The 23,913-nt window shown below is 71.5% G+C and carries 18 protein-coding genes and 2 pseudogenes; 5 read left to right on the forward strand and 15 right to left on the reverse strand.

What is annotated here, in order from left to right; all coding sequences use genetic code 11:
- A pseudogene (locus tag ACVMYR_RS19910) lies at nt 1-371 on the forward strand (hypothetical protein); the annotation flags it as partial.
- 621 nt (nt 372-992) lie between these two features.
- Here the strand turns inward: ACVMYR_RS19910 and ACVMYR_RS19915 are convergent.
- Together ACVMYR_RS19915 and ACVMYR_RS19920 are read right to left on the reverse strand one after the other, a co-directional pair.
- Complete coding sequence (locus tag ACVMYR_RS19915) at nt 993-3,131, reverse strand: UvrD-helicase domain-containing protein (RefSeq protein ID WP_457122401.1); 2,139 nt, start codon at nt 3,129-3,131, stop codon at nt 993-995.
- Nucleotides 3,132-3,173: 42 nt separating this feature from the next.
- Complete coding sequence (locus ACVMYR_RS19920; RefSeq protein ID WP_457122402.1) at nt 3,174-5,714, reverse strand: GmrSD restriction endonuclease domain-containing protein; 2,541 nt, start codon at nt 5,712-5,714, stop codon at nt 3,174-3,176.
- A gap of 433 nt (nt 5,715-6,147) precedes the next feature.
- Between ACVMYR_RS19920 and ACVMYR_RS19925 the strand changes: the two genes are divergently transcribed.
- Nucleotides 6,148-7,407 carry an acyltransferase family protein gene (locus ACVMYR_RS19925; protein WP_457122403.1) on the forward strand — a complete coding sequence of 420 codons (1,260 nt, stop codon included), beginning with the start codon at nt 6,148-6,150 and terminating at the stop codon, nt 7,405-7,407.
- Nucleotides 7,408-7,575: 168 nt separating this feature from the next.
- Nucleotides 7,576-8,514: an alpha/beta hydrolase gene (locus tag ACVMYR_RS19930; RefSeq protein ID WP_457122404.1), complete on the forward strand. Its 939-nt coding sequence runs from the start codon at nt 7,576-7,578 to the stop codon at nt 8,512-8,514.
- A 34-nt stretch (nt 8,515-8,548) separates the two neighbouring features.
- Here ACVMYR_RS19930 and ACVMYR_RS19935 read toward each other — a convergent pair whose 3' ends face one another.
- The 6 genes and pseudogenes from ACVMYR_RS19935 to ACVMYR_RS19960 form a co-directional block, all read right to left on the reverse strand.
- Nucleotides 8,549-8,947, reverse strand: a complete 399-nt coding sequence (locus ACVMYR_RS19935) for a PIN domain-containing protein (RefSeq protein ID WP_457122405.1) — start codon at nt 8,945-8,947, stop codon at nt 8,549-8,551.
- A complete protein-coding gene (locus ACVMYR_RS19940; protein ID WP_457122406.1) occupies nt 8,944-9,870 on the reverse strand; it encodes a hypothetical protein in 927 nt (308 codons plus the stop codon). The genes ACVMYR_RS19935 and ACVMYR_RS19940 overlap by 4 nt, the downstream gene beginning before the upstream one ends.
- Before the next feature lie 74 nt (nt 9,871-9,944).
- Nucleotides 9,945-11,041: pseudogene (locus tag ACVMYR_RS19945) on the reverse strand (helix-turn-helix domain-containing protein).
- 17 nt (nt 11,042-11,058) lie between these two features.
- Complete coding sequence (locus tag ACVMYR_RS19950; RefSeq protein WP_457122407.1) at nt 11,059-11,346, reverse strand: GNAT family N-acetyltransferase; 288 nt, start codon at nt 11,344-11,346, stop codon at nt 11,059-11,061.
- 490 nt (nt 11,347-11,836) lie between these two features.
- Nucleotides 11,837-12,736, reverse strand: a complete 900-nt coding sequence (locus ACVMYR_RS19955; protein ID WP_396790081.1) for a hypothetical protein — start codon at nt 12,734-12,736, stop codon at nt 11,837-11,839.
- Nucleotides 12,737-13,177: 441 nt separating this feature from the next.
- A complete protein-coding gene (locus tag ACVMYR_RS19960; protein WP_353898391.1) occupies nt 13,178-13,549 on the reverse strand; it encodes a nuclear transport factor 2 family protein in 372 nt (123 codons plus the stop codon).
- 184 nt (nt 13,550-13,733) lie between these two features.
- Between ACVMYR_RS19960 and ACVMYR_RS19965 the strand changes: the two genes are divergently transcribed.
- Nucleotides 13,734-15,083: a cytochrome P450 gene (locus ACVMYR_RS19965; RefSeq protein ID WP_457122408.1), complete on the forward strand. Its 1,350-nt coding sequence runs from the start codon at nt 13,734-13,736 to the stop codon at nt 15,081-15,083.
- Here the strand turns inward: ACVMYR_RS19965 and ACVMYR_RS19970 are convergent.
- Entirely contained in the window at nt 15,067-16,515 is a 1,449-nt protein-coding gene (locus ACVMYR_RS19970; RefSeq protein WP_457122409.1) for an MFS transporter, read from the reverse strand. The two genes, ACVMYR_RS19965 and ACVMYR_RS19970, sit on opposite strands and share 17 nt — an antisense overlap.
- A 245-nt stretch (nt 16,516-16,760) precedes the next feature.
- On the opposite strand from ACVMYR_RS19970, the gene ACVMYR_RS19975 reads away from it, so the two are divergent.
- Nucleotides 16,761-17,387, forward strand: coding sequence for an ATP-dependent Clp protease proteolytic subunit (locus ACVMYR_RS19975; RefSeq protein ID WP_043963218.1), 627 nt, complete (start codon nt 16,761-16,763; stop codon nt 17,385-17,387).
- A gap of 152 nt (nt 17,388-17,539) precedes the next feature.
- Here ACVMYR_RS19975 and ACVMYR_RS19980 read toward each other — a convergent pair whose 3' ends face one another.
- The 6 genes from ACVMYR_RS19980 to ACVMYR_RS20005 are packed head-to-tail and all read right to left on the reverse strand — an operon-like array spanning nt 17,540 to nt 23,911.
- The gene (locus tag ACVMYR_RS19980) at nt 17,540-19,087 is read right to left on the reverse strand and encodes an LLM class flavin-dependent oxidoreductase (protein WP_457122410.1); all 1,548 of its coding nucleotides are present in this window, start codon (nt 19,085-19,087) and stop codon (nt 17,540-17,542) included.
- On the reverse strand, nt 19,087-19,902 hold the full coding sequence (locus ACVMYR_RS19985; protein WP_457122411.1) for an alpha/beta fold hydrolase: 816 nt from the start codon (nt 19,900-19,902) through the stop codon (nt 19,087-19,089). Before ACVMYR_RS19985 ends, ACVMYR_RS19980 begins: the two co-directional genes overlap by 1 nt.
- Nucleotides 19,903-19,907: 5 nt before the next feature.
- Nucleotides 19,908-21,338, reverse strand: coding sequence for a cytochrome P450 (locus tag ACVMYR_RS19990; RefSeq protein WP_457122412.1), 1,431 nt, complete (start codon nt 21,336-21,338; stop codon nt 19,908-19,910).
- A gap of 35 nt (nt 21,339-21,373) precedes the next feature.
- Nucleotides 21,374-21,946 (reverse strand): cupin domain-containing protein, encoded by a 573-nt coding sequence (locus ACVMYR_RS19995; RefSeq protein ID WP_396790093.1) that lies wholly within the window; start codon nt 21,944-21,946, stop codon nt 21,374-21,376.
- Nucleotides 21,867-23,459 (reverse strand): FAD-dependent monooxygenase, encoded by a 1,593-nt coding sequence (locus ACVMYR_RS20000; RefSeq protein ID WP_457122413.1) that lies wholly within the window; start codon nt 23,457-23,459, stop codon nt 21,867-21,869. Before ACVMYR_RS20000 ends, ACVMYR_RS19995 begins: the two co-directional genes overlap by 80 nt.
- Nucleotides 23,459-23,911: a DUF3237 domain-containing protein gene (locus tag ACVMYR_RS20005; RefSeq protein ID WP_077937536.1), complete on the reverse strand. Its 453-nt coding sequence runs from the start codon at nt 23,909-23,911 to the stop codon at nt 23,459-23,461. Before ACVMYR_RS20005 ends, ACVMYR_RS20000 begins: the two co-directional genes overlap by 1 nt.
- Nucleotides 23,912-23,913 lie beyond the last annotated feature (2 nt).

Genomic DNA, 23,913 nt, shown 5'->3' on the forward strand with positions numbered 1-23,913 from the left:
AGGTCTATGCCGAGAGCATCCATGCTTACCTGGCTCCGGATCCACTCCCCGACACCGATCGCGTGACAAGCTACCTGCGCGACGGGCACGAGTTGATCGACGTAATGGGCGCAGAGCTGGACGTCCTCGGCAGCGGCCGACACCTCGTCGGCGGGGCGTCGGTCATGACCGACGGCGAATGGATCTGGCGCGACGACCTCTGGTTCTACGTAGCGACCTACCACGTACGCCTCCCGGACGACTTCCTCGCCCACATCAGCGCGAACGACCATCACGTTCCTGACCTTCGGATCGAGGACCTTCGCGCGGCGGGCAAGGAAGCGATGCGCATCCTTAGCTACCGTCGGCCGCCGGCCGCATCGCTCCACTGAACAGCGTTCACCCGTGACCGGTGGTCGACATTCAGGCGATGAAGCGCATCGCCCAGGCGTTTGGGCTTCGGGGCCGGGCGACGGATGGCGTCGGGCAGCCCAGATTCGGAGACCGGGCCACCCGGAACTGGATGGCCGCACGCCCCCTCGACGCGCCGGCCGAAGACCACGGACAGGATGTCCCTGACTATCGGTTGCGCACGTAGCCCGGCCGGGCACGCAGGTCACGATCCTGACCGCTCCAACTGACAGGCACCGCCCCTCCGTCGGCATCGCCAGGCGGGGTGACTGCCTCCCGTCGAATAGGGAGCTGAGTCATATACGACATCACCATGCCCGGTGCGCTCTCGGCGGGGGCGACCACGCCCCAGCCCGGTCCGGTGATCAAGAGAAAAGCGTCAAAGTTGATCTCTACAATGACCCGAATCTCTTGATCACCGGGCCACGCTGGGCCGAGCCGGGCGGGGTTGGAGCCGGGATGGGCGTGGGGTGGCAGGGGCGGCAAGGGTAGCCGGTGATGTCGTAGACGACTCAGCTCCGTAGGGGCCGGTGCACCGCATCAGCCGTCACGGCTCACAGCTCCCGGTTACACCGGTCGCGCCCAGGCCAACCCCGGTCCGACTAGGATCGCGGCAGGAACGGGCTGGGTGACCCGCTCCACGACACGTGCAGCGCCTCCCGGGCGCGGGTGGCCGCGACGAAGAGCAAACAGCGTTCGCGCAACAGGTCACTGTCGTGCTGCACCTGGTCGACCTCGCTGGGCGTGACCTCCTTGGTGAAGGGGACCGCCTTCGCCGTCACCCCCACCACCGCGACGCAGCGGAACTCGAGGCCCTTCATCGCGTGCAGCGTGGCGAGGCGTACGCCGTCGGCGTCCGCGCCGGGCTGGTCGCGTACCCGAACGGCGGGGATGCCGGCGGCGGTCAGCTCGTCGTACACGGTGTTGAGCAGCAGGTTGAACCGCGCGCAGATGGCGATCTCGCCGGGCTGGACGCCCTGGTCGAGCCACTTGCCCACCCGCGTCACCAGCGCCGCGACCTCGGCCTGCTGCGTGTCGTGCCCCTGCGCGTGCGGCCGGGTGCCGTGCAGCAGCGACCGGTAGCCAGCGAGGCTGTCCTCGCCCTCGCCCCCGAGGTCGTCGACCCGCGACCCGACCAGCACGCCGGCGGCCCAGGACAGGATCTCCTCCGTGTTGCGGTAGTTGATGCGCAGCCGGCTGCTGCGCCCCGTGACGGAGATGCCGAGGGCGCTCAGCGACACCCGGGAGTCGTAGATCCGCTGGTGCGGGTCGCCGGTGATGAACAGGTCGTCCGGTCCGGGCGCGACGGCGGCACGCAGCACCCGCCACTGCGCGGGGTGCAGGTCCTGGGCCTCGTCGACCACCACGTGGTCGAAACCGTGGACGCTCAGGTCGGCGCCGTCGAGCAGGTGCGCCGCCCGCGCGCACACCTGCAGGTGCGTCAGGTTGCCGGCGGCCGACAGTTCGGCCAGGAACATCTCGATGGCGTCCCACACCTGGTCGCGTTGCCGGGTGCCCAGCGCCGTCCCGCGGCCCCGCCGGCTGGCCGCGCGGTAGTCGTCACGGCTGCGCACGTCTTGGGCGAGGACGACGTGCCGGAACTCCTGCGCGAGGAACTGCTCGGACCAGGGCAGGTCGAGCCGCCGGCACACCCGCCGCCACACCTGCCGTTCGTCGGCGTCCCCGATCGGTGCCGCGACCCGGCCGGCGAGCGCACGCACGCTGCGGCTGGCGAAGGCGTTCACCGTGGTCACCTCGGCCCGCGCCAACTGCTCGTCGTCGCCGAGGAGCAGCGCCAGGTGCTCCCGCAGGGTCGCGGCCAGGGCATTGGTGTACGTGGTGAGCAGCACGCGGCTGTCGGGCGTACGGGAAAGGAGGTGTTTGACCCGGTGCAGCGCGACCACCGTCTTGCCGGTGCCCGGCCCGCCCGTCACCTGCGCCGGCCCCTTGTAGGACACCCGGTAGGCGACGCGCCGCTGCGACGGGTGCAGGAACACCCGCCAGGCGGCGAACGGCTTGTCGAGGATCTCGGCCAGTTCGTCGGGCCGGGTCACCAGCGTGATCCGGCTGGCGGTGTTGGCGATCGCCATCGCCAGGCTCTCGTTGGGCTCGGTCGGGGCGTCGGCGGGCCGGCGTTCGACGACCAGGTCCCGGTAGACCTCGTCGGGCGAGAAGCCCTCGGCGAGATACTGCAGCACCTCGAACTGGTCCTCGGGCAGTAGCGTGCCGAACGCCTCCAACTGCGGCTTGTCGACGATCGTCCGGACGGCCCGCAGCACCTGGTCGTCGATGCCGAGGTCCCGCAGCACGGTGTCGGAGTGTCGGGCGAACAGCAGGGACGGGGCTCCGGCCGCCGCCTTCTCCAGCGCCGGAGTCAGCTGCTCGATGGCGGTGACGTTGCGGACCTCCAACGCCCGCGTCGCCGTGTTGACGGTGTAGAGGCGCTTCGCCGCCCAGGTGTACGCGTCGTCGTGCGGCACAACGTTGAGCAGCAGGAACGTGTCGCTGCCGTCGTCGGGGGCGAGCACGACCCCGCGCCAGAAGTCGTTGATCCGGATCGTACGCATGCGCGGGTCCCGGGCGTTGTGCACCGACTCCAGGTGCAGGCCCTTGTCGGCACGCAGCTCGGCGATGGTGAGCTGCTGGAACTTCTCCATCGCCTTGCGTACGCCGGCCTTGACCGGCTTCTCCAGGACGTCGAAGCTGTGCCAGAAGCTGTTGGCGAAGGCGAGCTGCGGCACGGACGGGACCTCCGGGGCGGTGGATCGGGTCAGGCGGATCGGCTAGACCAGGGCGACTTCGTCGGGGGCGCTGAGCTGCGCTTGGTCGTAGAACCAGCGCAGGTGGTCGAGCAGGGCCTCGCGGGCGTCGGCGTCGGCGAGGACCGTCAACGGAAAGCCCGGCCGCAAAGTCAGCTTGGCAGCGGCGATCCTGACGCCCGGCAACTGGTTCAACCGCTGCCGCAGCTCCTCCCGCAGGGTCACGTCGTCGAACGGCGTGCGGACGCTGAGGTGCTGGAAGACCACCTCGAACTTTCCGCCCGGGTAGATCACGGCCGGCCAGATGCTGCCCAGTTCGTGTTCCCTGCGCCGGGCCATCAGGAAGCAGGATGTCTCCCCGCCGGTGCCGTAGGACAGGGTCCCGCCCAGCGTGGTCCATTCCTCGAGCAGCACGAGCACGGCGGTGGTGACGGCCGGGCTCTGCCGGGCGGTGAGCTGCTCGATGAACCGGTCGGCGTAGGTCCCGCCCTGGCCCGGCCCGGGTCGGGGGGCACGTTCGGGCAGTTCCTCCGGCGTGATGCCGGCGAGCTGCGCCAACTCCTCGACGGTGATGCGCTGGGCCTGGTCGGCGCGGCCGTGCTGGTCGAACGTCACGCCCTCGGCGCGGAGCACGTCGCGCGGGTCGTCGGTGCGGTCGGGTTCGAGCCACTTGAAGTTGCCCGCGACGATCCCGCCGGCCTGGAGCACCCGGTGGGCGTTCAGGGTCGGATGGTTGGCCAGCCGGTTCCCCACCGGTTGCGCCGCCGTGCCGATCAGGGCGGCCAGGTCACCGTAGGTGGTCCACGAGCCGGCCGGCAGCTCGGCGAGGGCCTTCGCCAGCACGTCCCAGGGCACGTCGGACTGGTTGCCGCTTTCCTCGGTGGGGCCCGGCCAGCTGGTGATGATCCGGTCGGCGAGGGTGTCGGCCCGCGCCAGGATCTCCGAGCGACCCCACCGCTGCCGGTCGGCGATGTCCCGGCTCAGCTGGACACCGCTCTTCGCCAGGGCAGTCCGCTTGGCCGCGAACGGCTTGTTGCTCAACTCCGAGTTGTAGCCGGTGAGGGTCAGGTTGCCCAGGGTGTGCACGAGCGCGTCGTGCGCCTCGCCGGGGGTCTCGTCCGTGTCGAGGTCGGCGGCGAGCATCTGCGCCCACTCGTCGCTGAGGGTCTGCGGCAGCACGTGTTCGATGGTCAGCTTCTCCAGCGCCACCGGCTCCTTGCTGCCGTGGGACTCCTCCAGCCAGCGCAGCACCAGGCTGCGCTGGCTGGCCCGGCCGTTGAGATAGAACGGGATGGTCCGCACCAGGGCACGCAGGCTCGCGTCGGTGGCCCAGTGCTTACGGCCCGTCGACAGGTACTTCCGCACCGCCTCGTGGACCGGCAGGTCCCGGTCCATCTCGGTGACCACGGCGAGCAGGATGCGGTTGATGTTCATCGTGCTCCGGCCGATCAGCAGCCGCCGGACGAAGAAGCTCTCCAGGTACAGCATCGCGGCGGCGATCTGCTCGGAGGTCGCGGTGCCCTGGTCCCGTCGGTCGAGCAGGTGCAGCAGCACCGGGTAGACGGTGGTGGTGCCCCACGCGCTGAGCCGCTCCAGCCGCTGCCGTACGCCCGGGTCGTGTTCCTCGGCGGGGTGCAGGATCACCCGCAGCAGCGCGCCGAGCCGGCTGAACCGCTGCACCTCGGCTTCGACGGCCGCTTCGGTGTGCAGCTTCTCGAGGCGGGCCTGCTGCGTCGAGTACGTGTCGCTCTGCTTGACCTTCGGATCGTGGTGCACCAGGTCGAGCCAGAAGAGCAGGACCAGCTCCGTCGGGGTAAACCGCTGCTGCAGCGGCAGCCAGAGCGACTCGTAGACGGCCTGTCCCCGGTTGGGCAGCCGCATGAAGATGTAGTTGCGCAGCAGGTCGGCCTGGGTGAGCGTCAGCCCGGTGTTGTTCAGCGACTCGAAGATCCGGTAGACGTTGTCGCCGGTTCTGGCGGTGATCGCCACCAACGCCAGGCCGGTGATCACGGCGCTCTCGATCTGCTGGACGGTGATCGGTTCCTCGGCGGCGCCGAGGTTGTCCAGCGCCTTGGCGAAGAACCGGTACGCCCGGCCCACCGCGTTGTCACCGCCGGCCTGCGGCGTGGACTTCACGCAGGCCACGTACGCGTCCCGGTCGGCCTGGGTGGGGACCAGCTTCAACCAGCGCTGTTCCTCGAACGGGTTGGTCAGATACTGCTGGTCGAGCCGGAGCCGGTGCTTCTCGCCCTCGTGCTCGGCCCGGTGGTCGCGGATGGCGCAGAGCAGGATGGTCAGCGTGGTGAGCCGCTGCTGACCATCCACCACGAGGTATTCGGCGACGCCGACCGGCCCCATGGTCGGGCTGGGCGCGAGCACCAGCGAGCCGATGAAGTGGGTGGCGTCCGGGTGGTCGACCCGGTCCCTGGCGAGCTGGCAGACGTCGTCCCAGATCCGTTTGAGTTGAATCTCGGTCCACGAGTAGGTCCGCTGGTAGAGCGGCACGTGATACTGCTTCGCCCCCTCCAGCAGAGCCTGCAACGTGGTTTCCTGCGCCGTGACCATCCCGCACCCGTCCCCTTTGGACCCACCCTTGAGCCGGCAAGACAACCAGATCGATGCAGCCGGGGGCAACACGCACGGCAGGTTGCCGCGTCGGATAGCCGACAGCAGGTGGCGGTCACCCGATCGGGCGGCGCGACGGGCACGATCGACCGCGCCCGTTGACCGAAAGTGCATAGCCGGAAAGGAACACCGACGGGCGTTCCGGCACATCCCGCAGAATGCATTCAATTAGCTCGAATAATTTAGGTATCCGACCATTGCCGCAACTACCGCGACTCCACGAGCCGCAGGCATCCTTTCACGACATGTCGCAGCATTCGCGACGCCGCATGTCTCAACAGCAGAACGATTCCAGGGTGAATATGGCGGCGAATGCATCTGGCCTCGTATTCATAGATCCAGATCATGCCGCCTGAATGCCCCCGGAGGAACGATGTCCACTGAAGCCGACGCGGCGCATTCAGCGCCCGCCCGACCCGCCGGCCCGGAACGGCCGGCGTCACCACCGCCCGTCGGCGGGCCGGACCACGCCGGCCCGCCCGACCGGCCGCGCACCAGGTTCCGTGGCGACATCGAGGGAATCCGCGCGGTCGCCGTGGTGACGGTGATGCTGTTCCACGCCGGCGTGCCGGCGCTCTCCGGCGGCTTCGTCGGCGTCGACGTCTTCTTCGTCATCTCGGGCTATCTCATCACCACCCAACTGCTGTCCGAACAGAGCCGGACCGGCGGGGTCGCGCTGATGGGCTTCTACGCCCGCCGGGCCAAGCGGCTGCTGCCGGCGGCCAACGTGGTGCTGGTGACGGCAGCGGTGTTCGTGTTCCTGATGGTGCCCCGTGGCCGGTGGGGTCAGATCGGCGGCGACATCGTCGCCGGGGCGTCCTACCTGTTGAACTGGCGGCTGGCCGAACGCTTCGCGAACCCCGACCCGACGATGCCGCCGTCCCCCGTACAGCATTTCTGGTCGCTTGCCGTCGAGGAGCAGTACTACCTGATCTGGCCGTTGCTGATCCTGCTGGCGGTGGCGCTGGCCAAGGTGTCCGGCGCCCGACTGAAGCCGGTGCTGGCGACGGCGCTGGGCCTGCTGGCCGCCGGCTCGCTGGCCTGGTCGGTGACCACCACCGTCGGCGCGCAGTCCCCGGCGTTCTTCCAGACCACTAGCCGGATCTGGGAGCTGGCCGTCGGCGCGGGCGTCGCCATGTCGGTCGGGGCGTGGGCCCGGCTGCCCAGGCCGGTCGCGGTCGTGCTGGGCTGGGCCGGGCTGGCGGCGGTGCTGGTGGCCTGCCTGTCCTTCACCCCGATGATGGACTTCCCCGGCTACACGGCCGCCCTGCCGGTGCTGGGCACCGCGGCGGTCATCGCGGCCGGCTGCGCCGCCCCGGCCAGGGGCGGGGTGGGGACCGCGCTCGGGGTCGCGCCGCTGCGCTGGATCGGCGCGCTGTCGTACTCGCTGTATCTGTGGCACTGGCCGATGATCGCGATCGCGGCCGCCTACTGGGGACCGCTGTCGACGTCCACCGGCCTGCTGGTGATCGCGCTGTCGACCGTCCCCGCCTGGCTGACCTTCCACTTCGTGGAGAACCGCATCAGATACTCCCGGCGGGTCTCGCAGTCGCCACGGCTCGCCCTGGGCATCGGGGCCGGTTTCTCCGCGCTGGGCGCGCTGGCCGGCGTCGCGCTGCTGCTGGCGGGCTGACCGGGTCCGGCACCGACCGTCCACCCGGTCGGCGCCGGGCCGACGGCCGCGACGTCAGACCGACGGAAAGTGGTACGGCTCAGAATGTCTGATCCTGGCCCGGTCGCTCGTCGGTAGGACGAATGCCGCCCGGCGGCCTGCCGAGCGGTTCCGGCCATGGAGGTTGACATGACGTACGCCTTTGACGCGGAGCTGGCGCCGTGGGTGCCGATGCTGCCCGTCCTCGATCTTCGTGACCCGGCCGCCGCGCGCGAGGTCGGACGGGCCATCGCCGCCCAGCTTCCCCCGCCCGACCTGACCGGCCTCACCGTGCTCGACCGCACGGTGCCCGGCCCAGCCGGCGCTCCCGCCGTCCCGGTGCGGATCTACACTCCGCAGCCGTTGGCGGCGTCGGCACCGGCCGTCCTGCACCTGCACGGCGGCGGCTTCGTGCTCGGCGACCTGGCGCTCGAACACGCCGACGCGGCCGCGTTCGCCACCGGCATCGGGGCCGTGGTGATCGCCGTCGACTACCGCCTCGCGCCCGAGGCGCCCTTCCCGGCGGCGCTGGAGGACAGCTACGCGGTGCTGTGCTGGCTGGCCGGCAACACCGACGAACTCGGCGTGGACCCCACCCGCCTGGGCCTCTACGGCCGCAGCGCCGGTGGCGGGATCGCCGCCGGCCTCACCCTGCTGACCCGCGACCGTGGCGGCCCACGGCTGGCCATGCAGTATCTCGACGTCCCGGTGCTCGACGACCGGCTCGACAGCGTGTCCATGCTCGCCTACGTCGACACCCCGATCTGGAATCGCCCCAGCGCCGAGCTGGGCTGGGCCCACTACCTCGGGGACGGCGTCAGGCCCGGCGACCCGGGCGTGTCGCCGTACGCCGCCCCGGCCCGCGCGGAGGACCTCGCCGGGCTGCCGCCGGCGTTCGTCTCAGGCTGCCAGTTCGATCCGGTACGCGACGAGGGGATGCGCTATGCGCAGCGGTTGGCCCAGGCCGGCGTGCCGACCGAGGCGCACCTGTACCCGGCCACGTTCCACGGCTCCGCGCTGGTGACCGAGGCGGCGGTGTCGCGGCGGATGCGGCGGGACGCGGTGGCCGCCTTCCGCCGGATGCTCTGACCGCCGCCCACGAAGTCGCGGCGCGGAAGCTATCTCAGGGCAGTACGACGAGCCCGGGAAAGCCGTCGAAATGTCGACGGTTCAATGTCAGCAATGGAGCCTCGTAGCGGATCGCCGTAGCACAGATCCAGAGATCGTTGGTCTGCGCCGTCTGCCCCAGCGCGTGGCCGGCGGACTGGGCCTGCGCCTTGAGCCGTCCCCACAACCGGGCCAACTCCTGATCATAGGGGGCCACCACGTAGCGCCGGACGGCCTCGTCGAGGGCCAGGACACGACGATCGCCCCATCCCGCCTTCGCCGCGCCGTAGTGCAGCTCAGCGACGGTCGCAAAGCTGAGAATGGGCATCGAGCCAATCATCTGCTGAGCGAGGTGGTCATCGGCTCCCTGCCAGATGATCGAGAAGGCATCAGTGTCGACGAGGACCCGCTTCACTGGCCTTCACCCTCACCTCTGGCCGAACGCAGCGCCGCCAGAAAGTCGTCCATGTCGCCTATCGGTGCCCCTCGTAGTTCCTCGACCGAACGGACCGGCGTCACGCCCTGCGCTCTGGCGATGTCGTCCAGGCTTTTCGGCTCGGCAGAGTCAAGCCTTCGCAGGCTCGACAGGTGCAGAATGTGGATTGTCGTGCCGTTGGGTTCGAGCTCGACGACGCCTTCCGCCATCACTACCTGGTCCATCGCGTCCAGCACAGCGTCCCGCAGGTCAGAGTCGAAGTCACAGAGGATACTTCCGGCATAGGTGTCGATCCGGCAGCGCAGGGTCGCGGGCGAGAAATCGCCCATGTGCAGGCGGCCGACGATTGTCGATTCCTGGGCGATCTTTTCAAGAGAAGTCCGTCGGACGGCTCGGTGGAGCGCTTCGTCGATCACGAACCGGGTGCGATCGCCCTGCCACAGCTCCACCCGGGTGACGTTCCTGGCACTGATCCCACCGGTCAGGCTTCTGAGCTGATTGAGCACTTGCGGGCCGAAGTGAGGTGGCAGGACCTCCGGTCGCTCGCGGAGACGGTTCGTGCCTTCCTCCAGCACCGTCAACGCCTGCTCCAACACTCCTTCGTCGAGTGAGAGCTGCCCGGTTCGCGCGATGTCCAGCAGCGCCGAGCCCGTTCGAAATCCGACGAAGTCGAGCCGCACCGCGTCCACGATCTCGCGGGGCCGACGGCCGGGGCCGGTGGCCTTGCCGGCGATGCTCAGGGCCAGCAGCTCCAGGGCCGCCTGCAACCCGCTTGCCAGCCGGGACAGCTCGGCGAGCGGGAGGCGACCACCCTCTGTGGCCGGCCCGACCGCCCGCAGCGTCAGGTCGACAGCCGGCGAATCGTCACCCGCCATCGCCACCTCCTCCACCACCACGCCCACCGGTCCAGACAGGGTACGCGCCCTTCGGCGCAGCAGCGGCCGCGACACTGAGCGACACTCCGAACACTGATCGCTCAGCCGTGGTGCACCTCCTCGCCGATCTTGACGATCAGTCGGCGCGACCCCTCCTCGCCCAGCGCCACCGCGTCGAGGCCGGCCCAGACCTGCTCGTAGGCGGCCCACTCCGCCGGCCGGTCGAGATAGAGCGCCCCGGTCAGCGACTCCTGGTAGACCACCGGCGGGTCGGGGTCGACGCGCAGGCCGAGCGGGAAGTCCAGCAGCACGAACGAGCCCGCGACCGCCCCGTCGCACGCCCCGGCGGCGAGCGGCAGCACCCGGATCGACACGTGCGGCAGCCGGCCCGCCTCCACCAGATGCCGGAGCTGCCCGTCCATGACCTCCGCGCCGCCCACCATCCGCAGCAGCACCGCCTCGGAGAGCACCACCTCGAACCGGGGCGGCGCGGGCAGCCGCCGCCGGAGCAGGCCCTGCCGCAGCAGCCGCGCCTCGACCGGCCGGTCCGCTCCTCGGCGGTCGCGCCGGGCCGGGGCGGGCACGTCGCGGACGCGTACGCCCGGGTCTGCAACAGCGCGGGGACCAGCGCCCCGGCGTGCTCGCGCAGCCGGCACGCGGCGGACTCCAGGCCGCCGTAGAGGTCGAGCCAGTCGGGTACGGGATCGCCGTACGCGTGCCACCAGCCCCTCCCCCGCGTCTCGCCGGCCAGGGCGACCAGCCCGGCGGTCAGCTCGCGCCGCGCGCCGTACAGCTCGCACATGGCCCGCACGTCGACCCCGCGTACCACGCCGAGGCCGCTCTCGATCCGCCACACCTTCTGCCGGCTGCACTCCAGTGCCTCGGCGACGCCTTCAGCGTCATGCACGCCTCGGTGCGCAGCTCCCGCAGCGCCCGCCCGAGCTGCCGACACGGCACCGACCCGCGCCGCTGGGCGGGCAGCTGCGCCCGGTAGCGGTCCGCGCGCTGGTTCGGCCGGCCCGCCGCCCGCCGCCGCTCGGGCCACCCGTGGCCGACCGCGCCGTCGCACCGCGAGGTCGCCACCCCATCGGGTACGACCGCCTCGGCGACCCGCCGCCGCCAGCGCCCCGGCTCGGCGTCTTCGTTGCCGACAACTCGGGACAGCACTCGTAGAGTGTCGCCAGGATCCTGAGGCCATAGCCTCCCGGACTCGCCTCAACCACCCTCAGTCCTTTCGCCGGCGGGATCTCGAATCCGGGAGAACACGACGGCGTCAGCACGCCGGTCGGGAAAGGTCAGGAAGCTGTGCAGCACGCCCTCCTGCTCGAATCCGGCAGCGGTGAGAACCCGTCGGGACGCCTCGTTGTCCGGCTCGACCCACGCCTCCACCCGCGCGATGCCCGCGACATCCAGGGCCCACGAAGTAACCAGCGTCGCCGCTCGCCTGGCATATCCATGCCCCCCGCGCCAAGGGGATGAGCCAGTACCCGAGGCCGGCGACACCCGGCTGTGGTCGCAGCATGAGCACAACCGAACCGACGGCCTGGCCGGTCACCGCATCGGCGACCGCGAGCGAAATCCCCTGACCGCCCTCCACCCGGCTCCACTGTCGACGAACGAACGCACACGTCGCATCCACCGAGAACGCCTGTGGAACCGTGGTGGCCTCGGGAATCCGCGGATCCAGGGCAGCCGCCCGGAGGCAATCCAGATCATCCTCGCGCAACCGCCCCCGCTCGCCCCCGTGATCAAGAGAAAAGCGTCAGAGTTGATCTCGACGGTGACGCAAACCTCTTGATCACCGGCCCGGGACGCGGGGGGCGCCGGGGCCCGGCGCGACAGAGACCGGGGTGGGCACAGGGGCGGGGTGGGTGACGGGGTGATGACGTAGACGACTCAGCTCCATAGGACCCGTCCCCACTACGTCGACCGTCGTCTTCCACAACAACGGGGAGGGACGATGTTCCGCCCCTCCCCGCTTCGTGAACCCGCTTCAGGACAGGAACTTGTCCAGGGCCGCCTCGATGGTGCCGCTGTCCGGCGAGGCGTACGACTTCATGGTGATCTTGTTGTACGAGATGAAGCTCGGGCACCGGTTGGCCGGGGCGTTCACGGTGCCGCCGTCGCCGATCTTCTCCGCGGTCTTCGCCGCGTAGAAGGTCATCGTGTAGCGCGACGAGATGTAGGAGATCGTGACCTGCTTGCCGGAGTTGTCCTTGTAGTCGCACTTCTTGGGCGTGCCCTCGCTGCCCTCGTCGACCTTCAGGCAGGCGACCACCGACACCGACGTGAAGTCGGCCGACTTCGCGTAGTACGGCTTCGCCGAACTGACCGACTTTGTCGACCAGAACGTGGGCCGCTCGATGGAGTTCGCGAAGGTGTACGCCTTCGCGCCGGACGGGCCGCTGTAGGTCGCCGCGTTCAGGATCGGGCTGCCGTCGCAGACCCCGGACAGGTCGCTGGAGTAGCGCGCCGTCAGCGCGTTGTTGTTGTTCGGCTGCTCCTGAGACTCGGCCGGCTCGGGGGCGGCCGAAGTCTCCGTGCCGGGCTGGGGGTTGCCGTTGCTCGGGGCCGCCGTCGCGGGGCCGGACGCGATCGGGGTGGGATCTTCGTCGTCGCCAACGAGGGCGAGCCCGATGCCGGCGCCGCAGATCGCGAGGACGACGACCACGGCACCGGCGGCCAGGCCGATGATCAGACCCCGGTTCGACTTCTGCGGCGGGGGCATGGGGGCACCGAACTGCGGGGGCCCCGGCTGGCCGTACGCGGGCTGGCCGTAGCCCGGCTGGCCGTACGCGGGATACCCGGCGGGCTGCGCGGGGGCGGGCGGCCCACTCCACGGGGTGACGTTCGGATCCGGCTGCCCTCCGTACGGAGGGTGATTGCTGCTCATCTGAAGCCCTTATCGCTATCGGCGGGTGCCACGGCACGGGATCATGAAACAGGGTAGTGAGCGGCGCAAATTGTCGCCCCGCCGATCAGGGCGGGTGACCGACGTCGATCACGCCACGTCAGGAGTCATGACTTTCCGTGTCGGGTGGGCTGCGCTGGCGATTCTCCCCCGACGGGGGAATGGGCCCTTTGGCGGCCGGTTGCGGTTTTCGGGAAAGAGGTCCCGCTGCAGGTGGACGACGGGAGCGGTCCCGCCGGCCGAACGGTTCAACGTGTGACGCAGATTACTCAACTCGCTGTCAGGATCGGGCCCGTGGTGACCCACCGGGACAGCCGTCGGGAGGGGGCGGACACGGGGCCGGGCACCGCCGGCGGGTCGGTGCCCTTCGACGGTGCCCGGCTGGGCCAGCCCTGGTTCGGGCCTACTGGAGGTGGGCGCGGGTCAGGACACCGGCTCCCGGACGTCCATGCGTTCCACCAGGCCGTCCCGGATGGTGTAGAGGTGGTGCACCACCTGGTCGGCCAGCACCTCCCCGTCGAGGGTCCGGACAACCTGGTGGACCTCGACGCAGATCCGGCCGTCGGGTTCCGGGGTGATGGCGCGCGGTTCGACCCGGGGGTCGATCGAGTCGAACTGACGCCGCCAGTACTCGCTCACCGCCACCGGCCCGGTGGCGCGGACACCGTCGATCAGGTTGGGCCAGTCGACCGCCGGGCTGAGAACGGTGACGATGTCGTCGATGTCTCGGGCGTTGAACGAGGCGTAGAGGCGGCGGAGCAGTTCCGTCACCTCCGGTTCCAGATTGGTCGTCATGCCCCGAGTGTGGGCAGCCATGTCGGGCAGATCAGGTGAATCATATTATTCGGTGATTTCACATCTTCGGCGCTGCCTTCGGGGTCGGGGAGCGGGGTTCACCCGATACTTCGGCCGGTGCCGGGCCGGCACGCTCAGTAGGTCCCCGCGACCACGGCGGGCGAACGCCGTCGAAGGAGTGGATGTGTCGAGTCCGACCGCCGGCCCGGCCGGCATCCCCACGGTGCCGGGAAAGCTGCCGGGCATCGGTCACGTGCCCCGGCTGCTCAGGAACCCCCTCGCTTTCATGCGTTCGCTACGCGACACCGGCGACCTCGCCTGGGTGCACCTCGGGCCGCAACGGGTCCTGTCGGTGAACTCCCCGGAGTTGGTGCACCGGATGCTGGTGACCGACGGCCGCAAGTACGACCAGGGAAAGTACTTCGACAAGATCCGTCAGGAGTTCGGCAACGGGCTGCCGGTGTCCAACGGGGCCTTCCACACCCGGCAGCGCCGGCTCATCCAGCCCGCCTTCCACCGCGAGCGCATCGAGGACTACTTCCGGGTGATGGCCGACTCCGCCGCCGCCATGACGTCGCGCTGGCAGCCGGGCGAGGTCGTGCCGCTGAAGGCCCAGGCCCTCCAGCTCATGCTGGGGATGGTGGCGAAGACGCTCTTCTCGGCGGACGTCAGCGGCCGGGTCAACGACGAGGTGCAGCGGTCGTGGACGACCATCGTCAAGGGAGTGGCCTGGCGGACCATGTCACCGGTGGAGTTCCTGGAGAAGGTGCCCACGCCGGGCAACCGGCGCTACGTCCAGGCCAGCCGCCGCATGCGCGCCGCGGTCCGGGAGGCGGTCGTCGAGCAACGCAGGACCGGCGCCGACGACGCCAGCCTGCTCACCATGCTCCTGGCCGCGCGGGACGCCGAGACCGGCGAGAGGATGAGCGACGAGCAGATCATCGCGGAGATCTTCCTGATCCTGTTCGCCGGCACCGAGACGGCGGCCTTCATGACGGTCTGGCTCTTCCACGAGCTGGCCCGCGAGCCGGCGGTGGCCAAGCAGTTATACGCGGAGATCGACTCGGTGCTGGGCGACGGGCCGCCGACGTTCGAGGCCATCGGCAGGTTGACCTACACCCGCCGGGTGCTGACCGAGTGCCTGCGGCTCTACCACCCGGGCTGGATGTTCATGCGCCGGACCAACACCACGGTCGAGCTCGGTGGCCGGGAGCTGCCGCCGGGCACGGAGACCCTCTTCAGCATCTATGCCCAGCACCGCGACCCGCGGTCCTTCCCCGAGCCGCTGCGCTTCGACCCGGACCGCTGGCTGCCCGGAGCGCCGCAGCCGCCCGACGACGCGTACATCCCGTTCCTGGCCGGCAAGCGGCAGTGCATCGGCGACGGCTACGCGTGGGCGCAGATGGTGACGACGATCGCCACCATCGTGTCCCGCTGGCGCCTCGAACCGGTGCCCGGGCATCCGGTGAAGGAGCTGCCCCAGGCGCTGATGGCGCCGAGCGAGCTGCCGGTGGTGGTCAGGCCGCGGCCTTGACCTGGTCGGGGACGGCCCGCCGGACCCGGCGCTGGGCCAGCAGGATGAGCACGAAGGCGGCGAGGTAGAGGGCGCTCTCCCAGCCGAACACCACCCGGTAGCCGTGCATCGTGGCCGCCGCCTCGTCGCTCGGCCTGGTCAGCAGGTAACCCGCGACGGACCCCGCGAAGAGGGTGTTCAGCAGGGCCGTCACCATCGAGGCGCCCATCTGCTGGGTGGTGCTCACGACCGCGCTGGCCACCCCCGCGTCCTTCGGGTCGATGCCCAGCAGGACGACGTTGTTCAGTGGGAACAGCGACATGGCCACGCCCACCCCGATCAGCGCCAGGGGGATCAGCACGGCCGTGGGGTAGGGCGAGTCCACGCCGAGTCGGGTGAGGGTGAACAGCCCGGCCGCGCCGACCAGGGCGCCGACGGACATCACCGGCAGGGGTCCGAACCGCACCACGGCGGGCGCGCTGAACTGGGCGGTGGTGATGATGGCGAGGGCGAACGGAAGGAAGGCCAGGCCGGTCTGGACGGCCCCGTAGCCCCTGGTGTTCTGGAAGTAGAAGGTGAGGAAGAGGAACATCGACAGCTGCGCCCCGTTGGCCAGCACGGCGGCGAGGTAGAGCAGGGCCCGGTGCGGCTCGCTGACGATGCGCAGGGGCAGCAGGGGCTGCCTGCTGCGCGCCTCCACGAGGACGAAGACCCCGAGCAGGAGGACGCCGGCGGCCAGCGAGCCGAGGGTGACCACCGAGATCCACCCGTTGGCCTCGGCGAGGGTGAGGCCGTTGGCCAGGCACACCAGTCCGAGGGTGGCGGTCAGCGCCCCGGCGAGGTCGTAGCGGCGTCCCTTGACCGCCGGCGGGTCCGGCCGCAGCGTGGCGGCGGCCAGCACGACGGTGACGAGCACGATGGGAACGTTGACGAGCAGGCACCAGCGCCAGGAGGCGTACTGGGTGAGGGCGCCGCCGAGCAGGAGCCCGACGGCGGCGCCGCTGCCGGAGACCATGCCGTAGACGGCGAAGGCGCGGGCGCGGTCGGCCTGCTCGGTGAAGGTGACCGAGATGAGCGAGAGCACCGCGGGCGCCACGACGGCCGCGAAGGCGCCCTGCAGGGCCCGGGCCGCGAACAGTTGGACGCCGTTATCGGCCAGACCGCCGAGCGCGGAGGCGATGGCGAAGCCGACGAGCGCGGCCAGAAACATCCGCTTCTGCCCGAGATAGTCGACCAGTCGGCCGCCGAGGAGCAGCAGTCCGCCGAAGGCGATGGCGTAGCCGGAGACGACCCACTGCCGGTCGGCCAGGGAGATCGACAGGTCGGTCTGCATCTGCGGCAGCGCGACGAACACGACCGCGAGGTCGAGCACGATCATGAGTTGCGCGGTGGCGACGACCCCGAGGGCCAGCCAGCGGCGCGAATCGGCTGGAGAAAGATCCTTCGAAGACATGGCAACCTCTCACGCCGCGCGATTGGGAGGGCAGGATGTCCGTCTATTCGCTATCGCGCCGCAACGGTGAACCAGACAAGCATCCTAAGTGGATCGGTGTCAAGATTGAGAATTCGTTATGCCGTCGGCAGAATGTCATCTCACGGGATTTCGACCAATGAGGATCACAGTAGAATGGCTTCGGTATCGTCGTAGCTTCAACCGGAGGTAGCCAGATGACCCGCTCGCCCGAGCGCCTGGGAGCGATGTCACCAGACGCACCACTCGGAATCATCGCTCGCGCCGGCGAGAGCAACCTCAGCTTCGACGGCAACCTCTTCAACCGACTGCTCGAGGAGCGCATTATCTTCCTCGGCTCGGAAGTGAACGCGGAGGTGGCGAATCGCGTCTGCGGGCAGCTCCTGCTGCTGGCCGCCGCAGATCCGGTCCGCGACGTCCACCTCTACATCAACTCCCCCGGCGGTTCCGTGGACGCCGGATTGGCGATCTGCGACACGATGGACTTCATCGAGAACGACGTGTCGACACTGGTCGTCGGGCTCGCCGCGTCGATGGGTCAGGTTCTCTCGTCGGCGGGCACCAAGGGCAAGCGGTTCGCCCTGCCCCACTCGCGGATCATGATGCACCAGCCCCTCGGTGGCATCCAGGGCGTCGCGTCCGACGTGGCCATCCAGGCCGAGCAGATGCTCTACGTCAAGCGGGTGCTGCGCGAGGAGACGGCTCGCCACACGGGCAAGTCGGTGGACGAGATCGAGGCCGACGCCGACCGCGACCGGTGGTTCACCGCCGACGAGGCGGTCAACTACGGGCTGATCGACCGGGTCGTGTCCCGCGCGACGCACGTTCCGGACGGGGCCGGCACGCGGGGCTGAGCGATCCCGGGGTTGAGCAACCCCGGCAGCCAGCGAATGGCCGCCGCCGGTCGGACGACCGGCGGCGGCCATTCCTCTGCGGAGCGAGGCGGCTCCCCTGCGGGGAGTCTCCCTCCGCCCCTGGTGCAGGCATCCGGCCGTCGGCCAGCGGCTCAGGCCCCGTCGGCCAGCGCCTCCAGCGCGGCGTCGCAGCAGGCGACGTCCTGCTCGCCGGCCCCGCCGGTGACCCCCAGCGCGCCCACCACCACTCCCTCCCGCAGGACGGGCACTCCCCCGGGCAGGAACGTCAGGCCCGGCTCGGCCGCCAGCAAAGCCGTCCTGACCGGCTCGGGGAACGCCTCGACGGCGACGTGGGTCGGCACGCGGAAGTTCAGCGCCCCGTACGCCTTCTTGCGCGCCAGCAGCCCCGCGCTCGGGAAGCAACCGTCCATCCGCTGGGCGGCCACGGTGGTGCCGGAGGCGTCGACGACCTCGGCCGCGACGACCGCGCCGATCTTCCCGGCGTGGTCGACCACCGCCCTGAGCAGGGTGAGGGCCTGGTCGAGGGAGATGTCTGACATGGTGGACTCCTTGTCCGTCGGGGGCCCGGCGGGCCCATGGCTGATCGGCGCGGGTCGGTGCCGGGAAAGCTGGCGGAGCCGGGGGACCACCCGCCGGGCGAAGATCGTCATGCTCCGCCGGAGGAGCGGTGTCGGCATCGCGCCCAGGATGCCCCCGCCGCCGACGTGGACGGCCGCGCCCGTGTCCCGGAGATGTTCGTAGAGCCGGTCGCGGACGGTGCCGGGCGAGCCGACGAGGACGTGGCCCTGCGCGACGAGGTCGTCGTAGGACGGCGGCGGGAAACCCGGCCGGTCTCCCGCCCACGGCGTGCCGTCGGGCCCGGGGCCGCCCGGCACGGGCGGCGGGACGGCCGGCGTCGACGCGGCAGCGCGGAGGAGGCGTTCGTACTGCTCCCGCGCCTGCTCGTGGGCGGTCCCGTCGTGCTCGGCGAGGTGGACCGGCACGCAGGTCACGACGTCGGCGGGGGCGCGTCCGGCCGCCGCTGCCGCCTGCCGGTGCCGCCGGCAGACGTCGACGACCCAGGACCGGGGGCCGGTGGGCACCACGAGCGAGTGCCCCCGCCGGCCGGTCTCGGCGACGGTCGGCCGACCGGCCTCGGTCAGCAGCCAGACCGGCGGGCTCGGCGACTGCCGGGGCCGCACCGGGGCGTCGACCCGGGGCCGGTAGTGGTGCCGGCCGTCCCAGCGGAAGGGCCGGTCCTCCGCCCACGACCGCACGATCAGGTCGAGCCCCTCCCAGAACCGCTCCTCCACGGTGGTCGGGTCCAGCCGCGACGAGTGGAGATCGGCCCAGGTGCCCCGCACGAAGCCGGCGTCGAGACGTCCCGCCGACGCGAGGTCGAGCGTCGCCAGTGTCCGCGCCAACAGCAACGGGTCGTCGTGCAGCGGCAGCGCGTTGCCGACGACGGCGATCCTGATCCGCGTGGTCCGCGCGGCGACGACGGCGGCCAGGACGTTCGGGTCGCCGGCCCGGGCGTGCGACGCGAGGTGGTGGGCGCCCAGGCAGACGCCGTCGAAGCCGAGCGCCTCGGCCGCGACGGCCTCGTCGACGTACGCGGGGAGCAGGTCGCGGCCCGCGCCGAGGTCCGTGCGCCCGGGTGGCGGACCGGCCGGCCCCGTGAGGAGGTGGTAGAAGCGCATCACCCGCTGCCGATCCCGTCGAGGAAGCCGCCGACCAGGTCGGCGACGGCGTCGGGCCGCTCGACCACGAGCGCGTGGCCCGCCGCCTCGACCACGGCCAGTCGCGAGTCGGGCAGCAGCCGGTGGTAGCGGCGCGGCACCTCGACCGGCACGTACCGGTCGGCGCCGCCCACCACGACGAGAGCCGGCGCGGTCACCCGCCGCAGCAGGCGGGGCAACCGCCGGCTGTACGGCCGACGCCAGGACAGCCGCGCGTAGGCAGCCTGGTCGGCGTGCAGGCCACGCCGCCGGGCGGCGCGGGGCAGCGCGCCCACGGCGGGCAGATCGTTCATGGTCAGCTCGATCAGTTCCCGGTCCGTGGCGGCGAAGGGGTCGACGGCGACGGGCGGCCCGTCGGGCGGGGCCAGGCCGACCGGCGCGATCAGCACGAGCGCGCGCACCAGGTGGGGATACGTCACCGCGAACTCCGCCGCAACCCAGCCGCCGAAGGAGTATCCGACGAGGTCGAACGGCCGGTGGAGGCCGAGCGTGCGGCGCAGGTCGTCGTAGTGCGTGACCAGGTCGTCGAAGCCGTGCAGCCAGTCCGGCAGGGGCGTGTCGCCGCAGCCGAGCTGGTCGGGCGCGACGACGTCGGCGCGTCGCGCCAGCAGCTCGTGGAACCGCAGCCAGCGACCGGCGAGGCCCGCCCCGTGCAGGAACAGCAGCGCGGGCCCGGCGCCGCGGCGGCGGACCGCCACCGGTGTGCCGTGCACGTCGACGAGGTCGGGCCGCACCGGCGGGGGCAGGCGCAGCCGCCGGTGCGTGGGGACGACCATCCCGGTCAGCTCCCGGCCCGCCGCCGCAGCACCCGCATCCGCAGACCCGGCCGGGGCCGCACGATGATCCGCGCCTGAGGCTGCACCCGCTGGCCGCCCAGTGGTGCGAAGTGCCAGCTCTGGCAGATCGTGGCCAGGGCGATGACCGCCTCCATCTGGGCGAAGACGTTGCCGATGCACTGCCGGGGGCCACCACCGAACGGGAAGTACGCGAACTTGGGACGGTCCGGGCCGAGGGCGGTCCCGGTGAGCGGGTCGTCCTCGCCGGAGGGTTCCAGCCAGCGCTGCGGGGCGAACCGCTCGGGGTCGGCCCAGAGCACGGGGTCGCGGTGCACGACCCAGGGGCTCATCATGACCATCGCGTCCGGGGGCAGGCGGTAGCCGCTGAGGACGCGCTCCTGCAGGGGGCGACGCCCCACGGTCCACACCGGCGGGAAGATCCGCAACGCCTCCTGGAACACGGCCGTGGTCCACTTCAACCGGGGCAGGTCCTCCAGGGTGGCCCGGCGGCCGTCGAGCACCTCGTCGACCTCGCGGTGCAGCCGGGCCAGCGCGGCGGGTTCCCCGACCAGCAGGTGCAGCGCCCACGCCAGGGCGTTGGCGGTGGTGTCGTGCCCGGCCATCAGCAGCGTCAGCGCCTCGTCGCGGACCTGGCGGTCGTCCATCGGCTCGCCCGTGTCGGCGTCGCGCGCCTGCAGCAGCAGCGACAGCAGGTCCGCGCCGTCCGCGCCCTCGTCCCGGCGGCGGGCGATCAGCTCGAACACCACCGAGTCGAGCGCGGCACGGCCCCGCCAGAACCGGATGTTCGACGGCGAGGGCAGCCGGGCCAGCAGGCCACCCATCGGCATCAGGGCGTACCGCAGGGGCCCGTCGTTGCGCGGCATCGCGGTGCGGATGGTCTCCGCCTCCCGGCTGCCGAGGGCGACGTCGAAGACCGTGCGGGCCACGATGGACAGGGTCAGGGTGACCATCTCCCGGAGCATGTCCACCTCGCCCCCGTCCGGCCAGTCCCGCACGTGGCGTTCCGACAGCGCCGCGAAGTCCTCCGCGTACCCGGCGATGCGCTGCCGGTGGAACAGGGGCTGGATCAGCCGTCGCTGCCGGCGGTGCAGGTCACCGTCGCTGGTCAGCAGGCCCTGACCGAGCAGCATCGTCAGGGGCGTCTCCCGGCGGCCGGTGGCGGCGCTGCGCAGGATGTCGTTGCCGTAGAAGCGGTTCGCCGTGACGAGCACCTCCTGGATGGCGTGCGGGTCGCTGACCAGGTAGATGGGTCGCTGCGGCAGGGGCAGCCGAACGAACGGCCCGTGCCGGTCGCGCATCTCGGCGAAGAACAGCGGCGGCTGGTTGGCCAGGGTGCGCAGCGCGCTCAGCGGAATCCGCTTCGGGCCCGGCATCGGCGGGGCCGCGTCGACGCGCGGGGAGGTGGTTCCGGTCATGGTCGCCTCTTCCGATCGCTGTTTGACAGGCGTGGTCAGTCGACGGGGCGACGGACCGGTGCGGTGCGCGACTCGTACACCCCGCGGTAGCCGAGGGCGCGGCCGAGCGGGGCGAGGGTCCGGAAGACCAGGTCCTGCAGCCACAGCGGCGGCCCGGCGAGGTAGAGCTCCCCCCGGAAGTGCGCGCCGCTGACCGCCGCCTGGAGGAGGCCGGGGATGCCGCGTCGGTTGGTGCGGCCGTCGGAGGCGAGCGCCCACATCGTCTGCAGGAGTTCGTCGGAGAGCATCGCCGGCCGCAGGGTGCTGTAGAGATGCGCCGAGGCCGAGGTGTGGTTGACGATCCGGTGGGCGACCCCCGGGGGCACGACGTACGTCCGGCCGGGCTCGGCGAGGATCTCCCGGCCCCCGATGCGGATCCGGACCCTGCCCTCCAGGACCTCGAAGGTCTCCTCCTGGCGGGGGTGGACGTGCGCCGCCGCCACGTACCCGCCGGCGGTGAGGTGGTAGTCCGCCTCCAGCAGCTTGCCGTCAGTCTCGTGACGGGTCGAGCGGAACACCGCCCGCTCCCCGGTCATCGTGTTCTCGATCATGTCGCCGGCCCGGGGCATCGGGCACCTCCTGGATCGTGTCGACGTACCTGGTGATGGCATCGGTCCGGTCGGCGGGGCAGAGCAGGGCGACGTAGCGGTCCGGACGGACCACGACCGCCGTCGGCCGCCGCACCCGCAGCGCCTGCGCCACCTCAGGCTGCGGCAGCCGCAGCACCGGCAGCGCGGGCGCAAGCCCGTGCGGGGCCGGCCCGGCCGGGCCGACGAGGAGCACGCAGAAGCCGTCGGGGAGCAGGTCCCACAGCCGGGCGTCGCCGACCGTCACGTTCGGCAGGCGCCCGCCGGGGCCGGGCGCGAAGGGCAGGAGGGGTCGGCGTCCCGGGCTGACCGCCGACTTCCGGTAGCGCTGCGTCAACCCGGCCATCGCCGGCGCCGCGTACCGGTCGACCACGCCCAGCCGCATCGCCGCCCGCCACAGTCCGTCGCGGGCCCCGACGGCCACCGGGGACCGCAGGGTCCCGGCCCGGGTCGCCCGGTCGGTCGCCGCGACGACGGCCGCCGCGGCGGGCCTGCGCTCCAGGTCGTAGCTGGTCAGCAGCTCGGCGGGGCTGCTGCCCCGGCACACCCTGGCGAGCTTCCAGCCGAGGTTGGCCGCGTCCTGCAGCCCCGAGTTGATGCCCTGCGCCCCGGCGGGGCTGTGCACGTGGGCGGCGTCGCCGGCGACCAGGACCCGGCCCAGCCGGAACCGGGTGGCGAGCCCCTGGCGCACCCGGAAGCCGGTCACCCATTCCGTCTCGTGCACCCGGACGGGGACGGCGGCGCGGCGCGCGGCCTCCGCCGCGAGGCGCTCCAGCGGCCAGTCGGCGGGGTCGGGCCGGGTCTTCCCGACGTTCATCGTGATGCGCCACGTCGGGGTGCCGCCGCCCACGCGCAGCGGCACGACGTGCAGCACCTCCCCGGCGGAGAGGAAGTAGTTGACCCGCGTCGGTTCGAGTGCGGTGCTCAGCCGCACGTCCGCGCCGATCCACCCCTCGGGCTCCAGCCGCTGACGCATGGCGATGCCGGCGGCGGCCCGGACGACGCTATCGGAGCCGTCGCAGCCGACGACCCAGCCGACCCGGCGTTCCTCGGTGCCGCCGGGATGCTGCAGGACGACGGTGACGCCGAGCGGGTCGGCGCGCACCGCCACGCACGCGACGCCGCGTTCGACCTCGCCGCCGAGCGCGGCGAGCCGGCGCTCCAGGATCTCCTCGGTCTCGTACTGGGGCAGCACCAGGCCGAACGGGAAGCGGCTGGGCAGGTCGTGGAGGCCGAAGGAGAGCGTCGGGCGGCCGTGCGACCAGGCCGTGGCGCCGGCGAGCCGGATGCCCCGGTCGACCGCCTCGTCGGCGGCGCCGAGGTCGGCCAGGATCTCCAGGACGCGGGGCCAGATCGCGATCGCCTTGCTCCGGTCGCCCCGCCGGACGCGGGCCTCCACCACCGCGCAGGGCACGCCGCGTCGGCGCAGCTCGCAGGCGAGTGCGAGGCCGGTGGGCCCGGCGCCGACCACGAGCACGGAGTTGTCGCCGGCCATCAGACGATCCGGTAGATCTCGTACTCGAGGCCGAGTCCGGGCAGGAACCGGCCCTGGCCGACGAAGAGGGCCTGGTTGACCCACTCGTATCCCTCGCCGCCCGTCTCCAGGCGGGGGGTGATGCGGAAGTAGTGGTCGGTGAACTCGGTGGGGGTGCCCTCGGCGAGCGCCCGGACGGTGGCGTCGTTCATCTCGATCAGGCCGTGGTACTGCGCGTAGAGGACGGCCCCGTCCTCTGTCTCGAACTGGGCGCGGACGTCCATCCGGGCCCAGTTGTCCGAGCCGACCAGGACCCAGTCGGCCCCCGCGCCGACCACCCTGGCCTTGATCCGGGGCCCGCTGAGCTCGCCCTCGACCACCTGGAAGACCATCCGGATCCCCAGCGGACCGGCGCCGACCATGAGGGGCGACTTGAGCTGGGCGGTGCAGCGTGCTTCGAATTCGAGATCCATGC

The sequence above is a fragment of the Micromonospora sp. PTRAS2 genome, assembly GCF_054052245.1.

Coding starts and splice junctions, on each gene's coding strand:
- ACVMYR_RS19920 (WP_457122402.1), bottom strand. CDS start 5,714: ATGGTCACGGCGCAGGAAACCACGTTGCAGGCTCTGCTGGAGGGGGCG.
- ACVMYR_RS19925 (WP_457122403.1), top strand. CDS start 6,148: ATGTCCACTGAAGCCGACGCGGCGCATTCAGCGCCCGCCCGACCCGCC.
- ACVMYR_RS19930 (WP_457122404.1), top strand. CDS start 7,576: ATGACGTACGCCTTTGACGCGGAGCTGGCGCCGTGGGTGCCGATGCTG.
- ACVMYR_RS19955 (WP_396790081.1), bottom strand. CDS start 12,736: ATGAGCAGCAATCACCCTCCGTACGGAGGGCAGCCGGATCCGAACGTC.
- ACVMYR_RS19960 (WP_353898391.1), bottom strand. CDS start 13,549: ATGACGACCAATCTGGAACCGGAGGTGACGGAACTGCTCCGCCGCCTC.
- ACVMYR_RS19970 (WP_457122409.1), bottom strand. CDS start 16,515: ATGTCTTCGAAGGATCTTTCTCCAGCCGATTCGCGCCGCTGGCTGGCC.
- ACVMYR_RS19975 (WP_043963218.1), top strand. CDS start 16,761: ATGTCACCAGACGCACCACTCGGAATCATCGCTCGCGCCGGCGAGAGC.
- ACVMYR_RS19980 (WP_457122410.1), bottom strand. CDS start 19,087: ATGCGCTTCTACCACCTCCTCACGGGGCCGGCCGGTCCGCCACCCGGG.
- ACVMYR_RS19985 (WP_457122411.1), bottom strand. CDS start 19,902: ATGGTCGTCCCCACGCACCGGCGGCTGCGCCTGCCCCCGCCGGTGCGG.
- ACVMYR_RS19990 (WP_457122412.1), bottom strand. CDS start 21,338: ATGACCGGAACCACCTCCCCGCGCGTCGACGCGGCCCCGCCGATGCCG.
- ACVMYR_RS19995 (WP_396790093.1), bottom strand. CDS start 21,946: ATGCCCCGGGCCGGCGACATGATCGAGAACACGATGACCGGGGAGCGG.
- ACVMYR_RS20000 (WP_457122413.1), bottom strand. CDS start 23,459: ATGGCCGGCGACAACTCCGTGCTCGTGGTCGGCGCCGGGCCCACCGGC.
- ACVMYR_RS20005 (WP_077937536.1), bottom strand. CDS start 23,911: ATGGATCTCGAATTCGAAGCACGCTGCACCGCCCAGCTCAAGTCGCCC.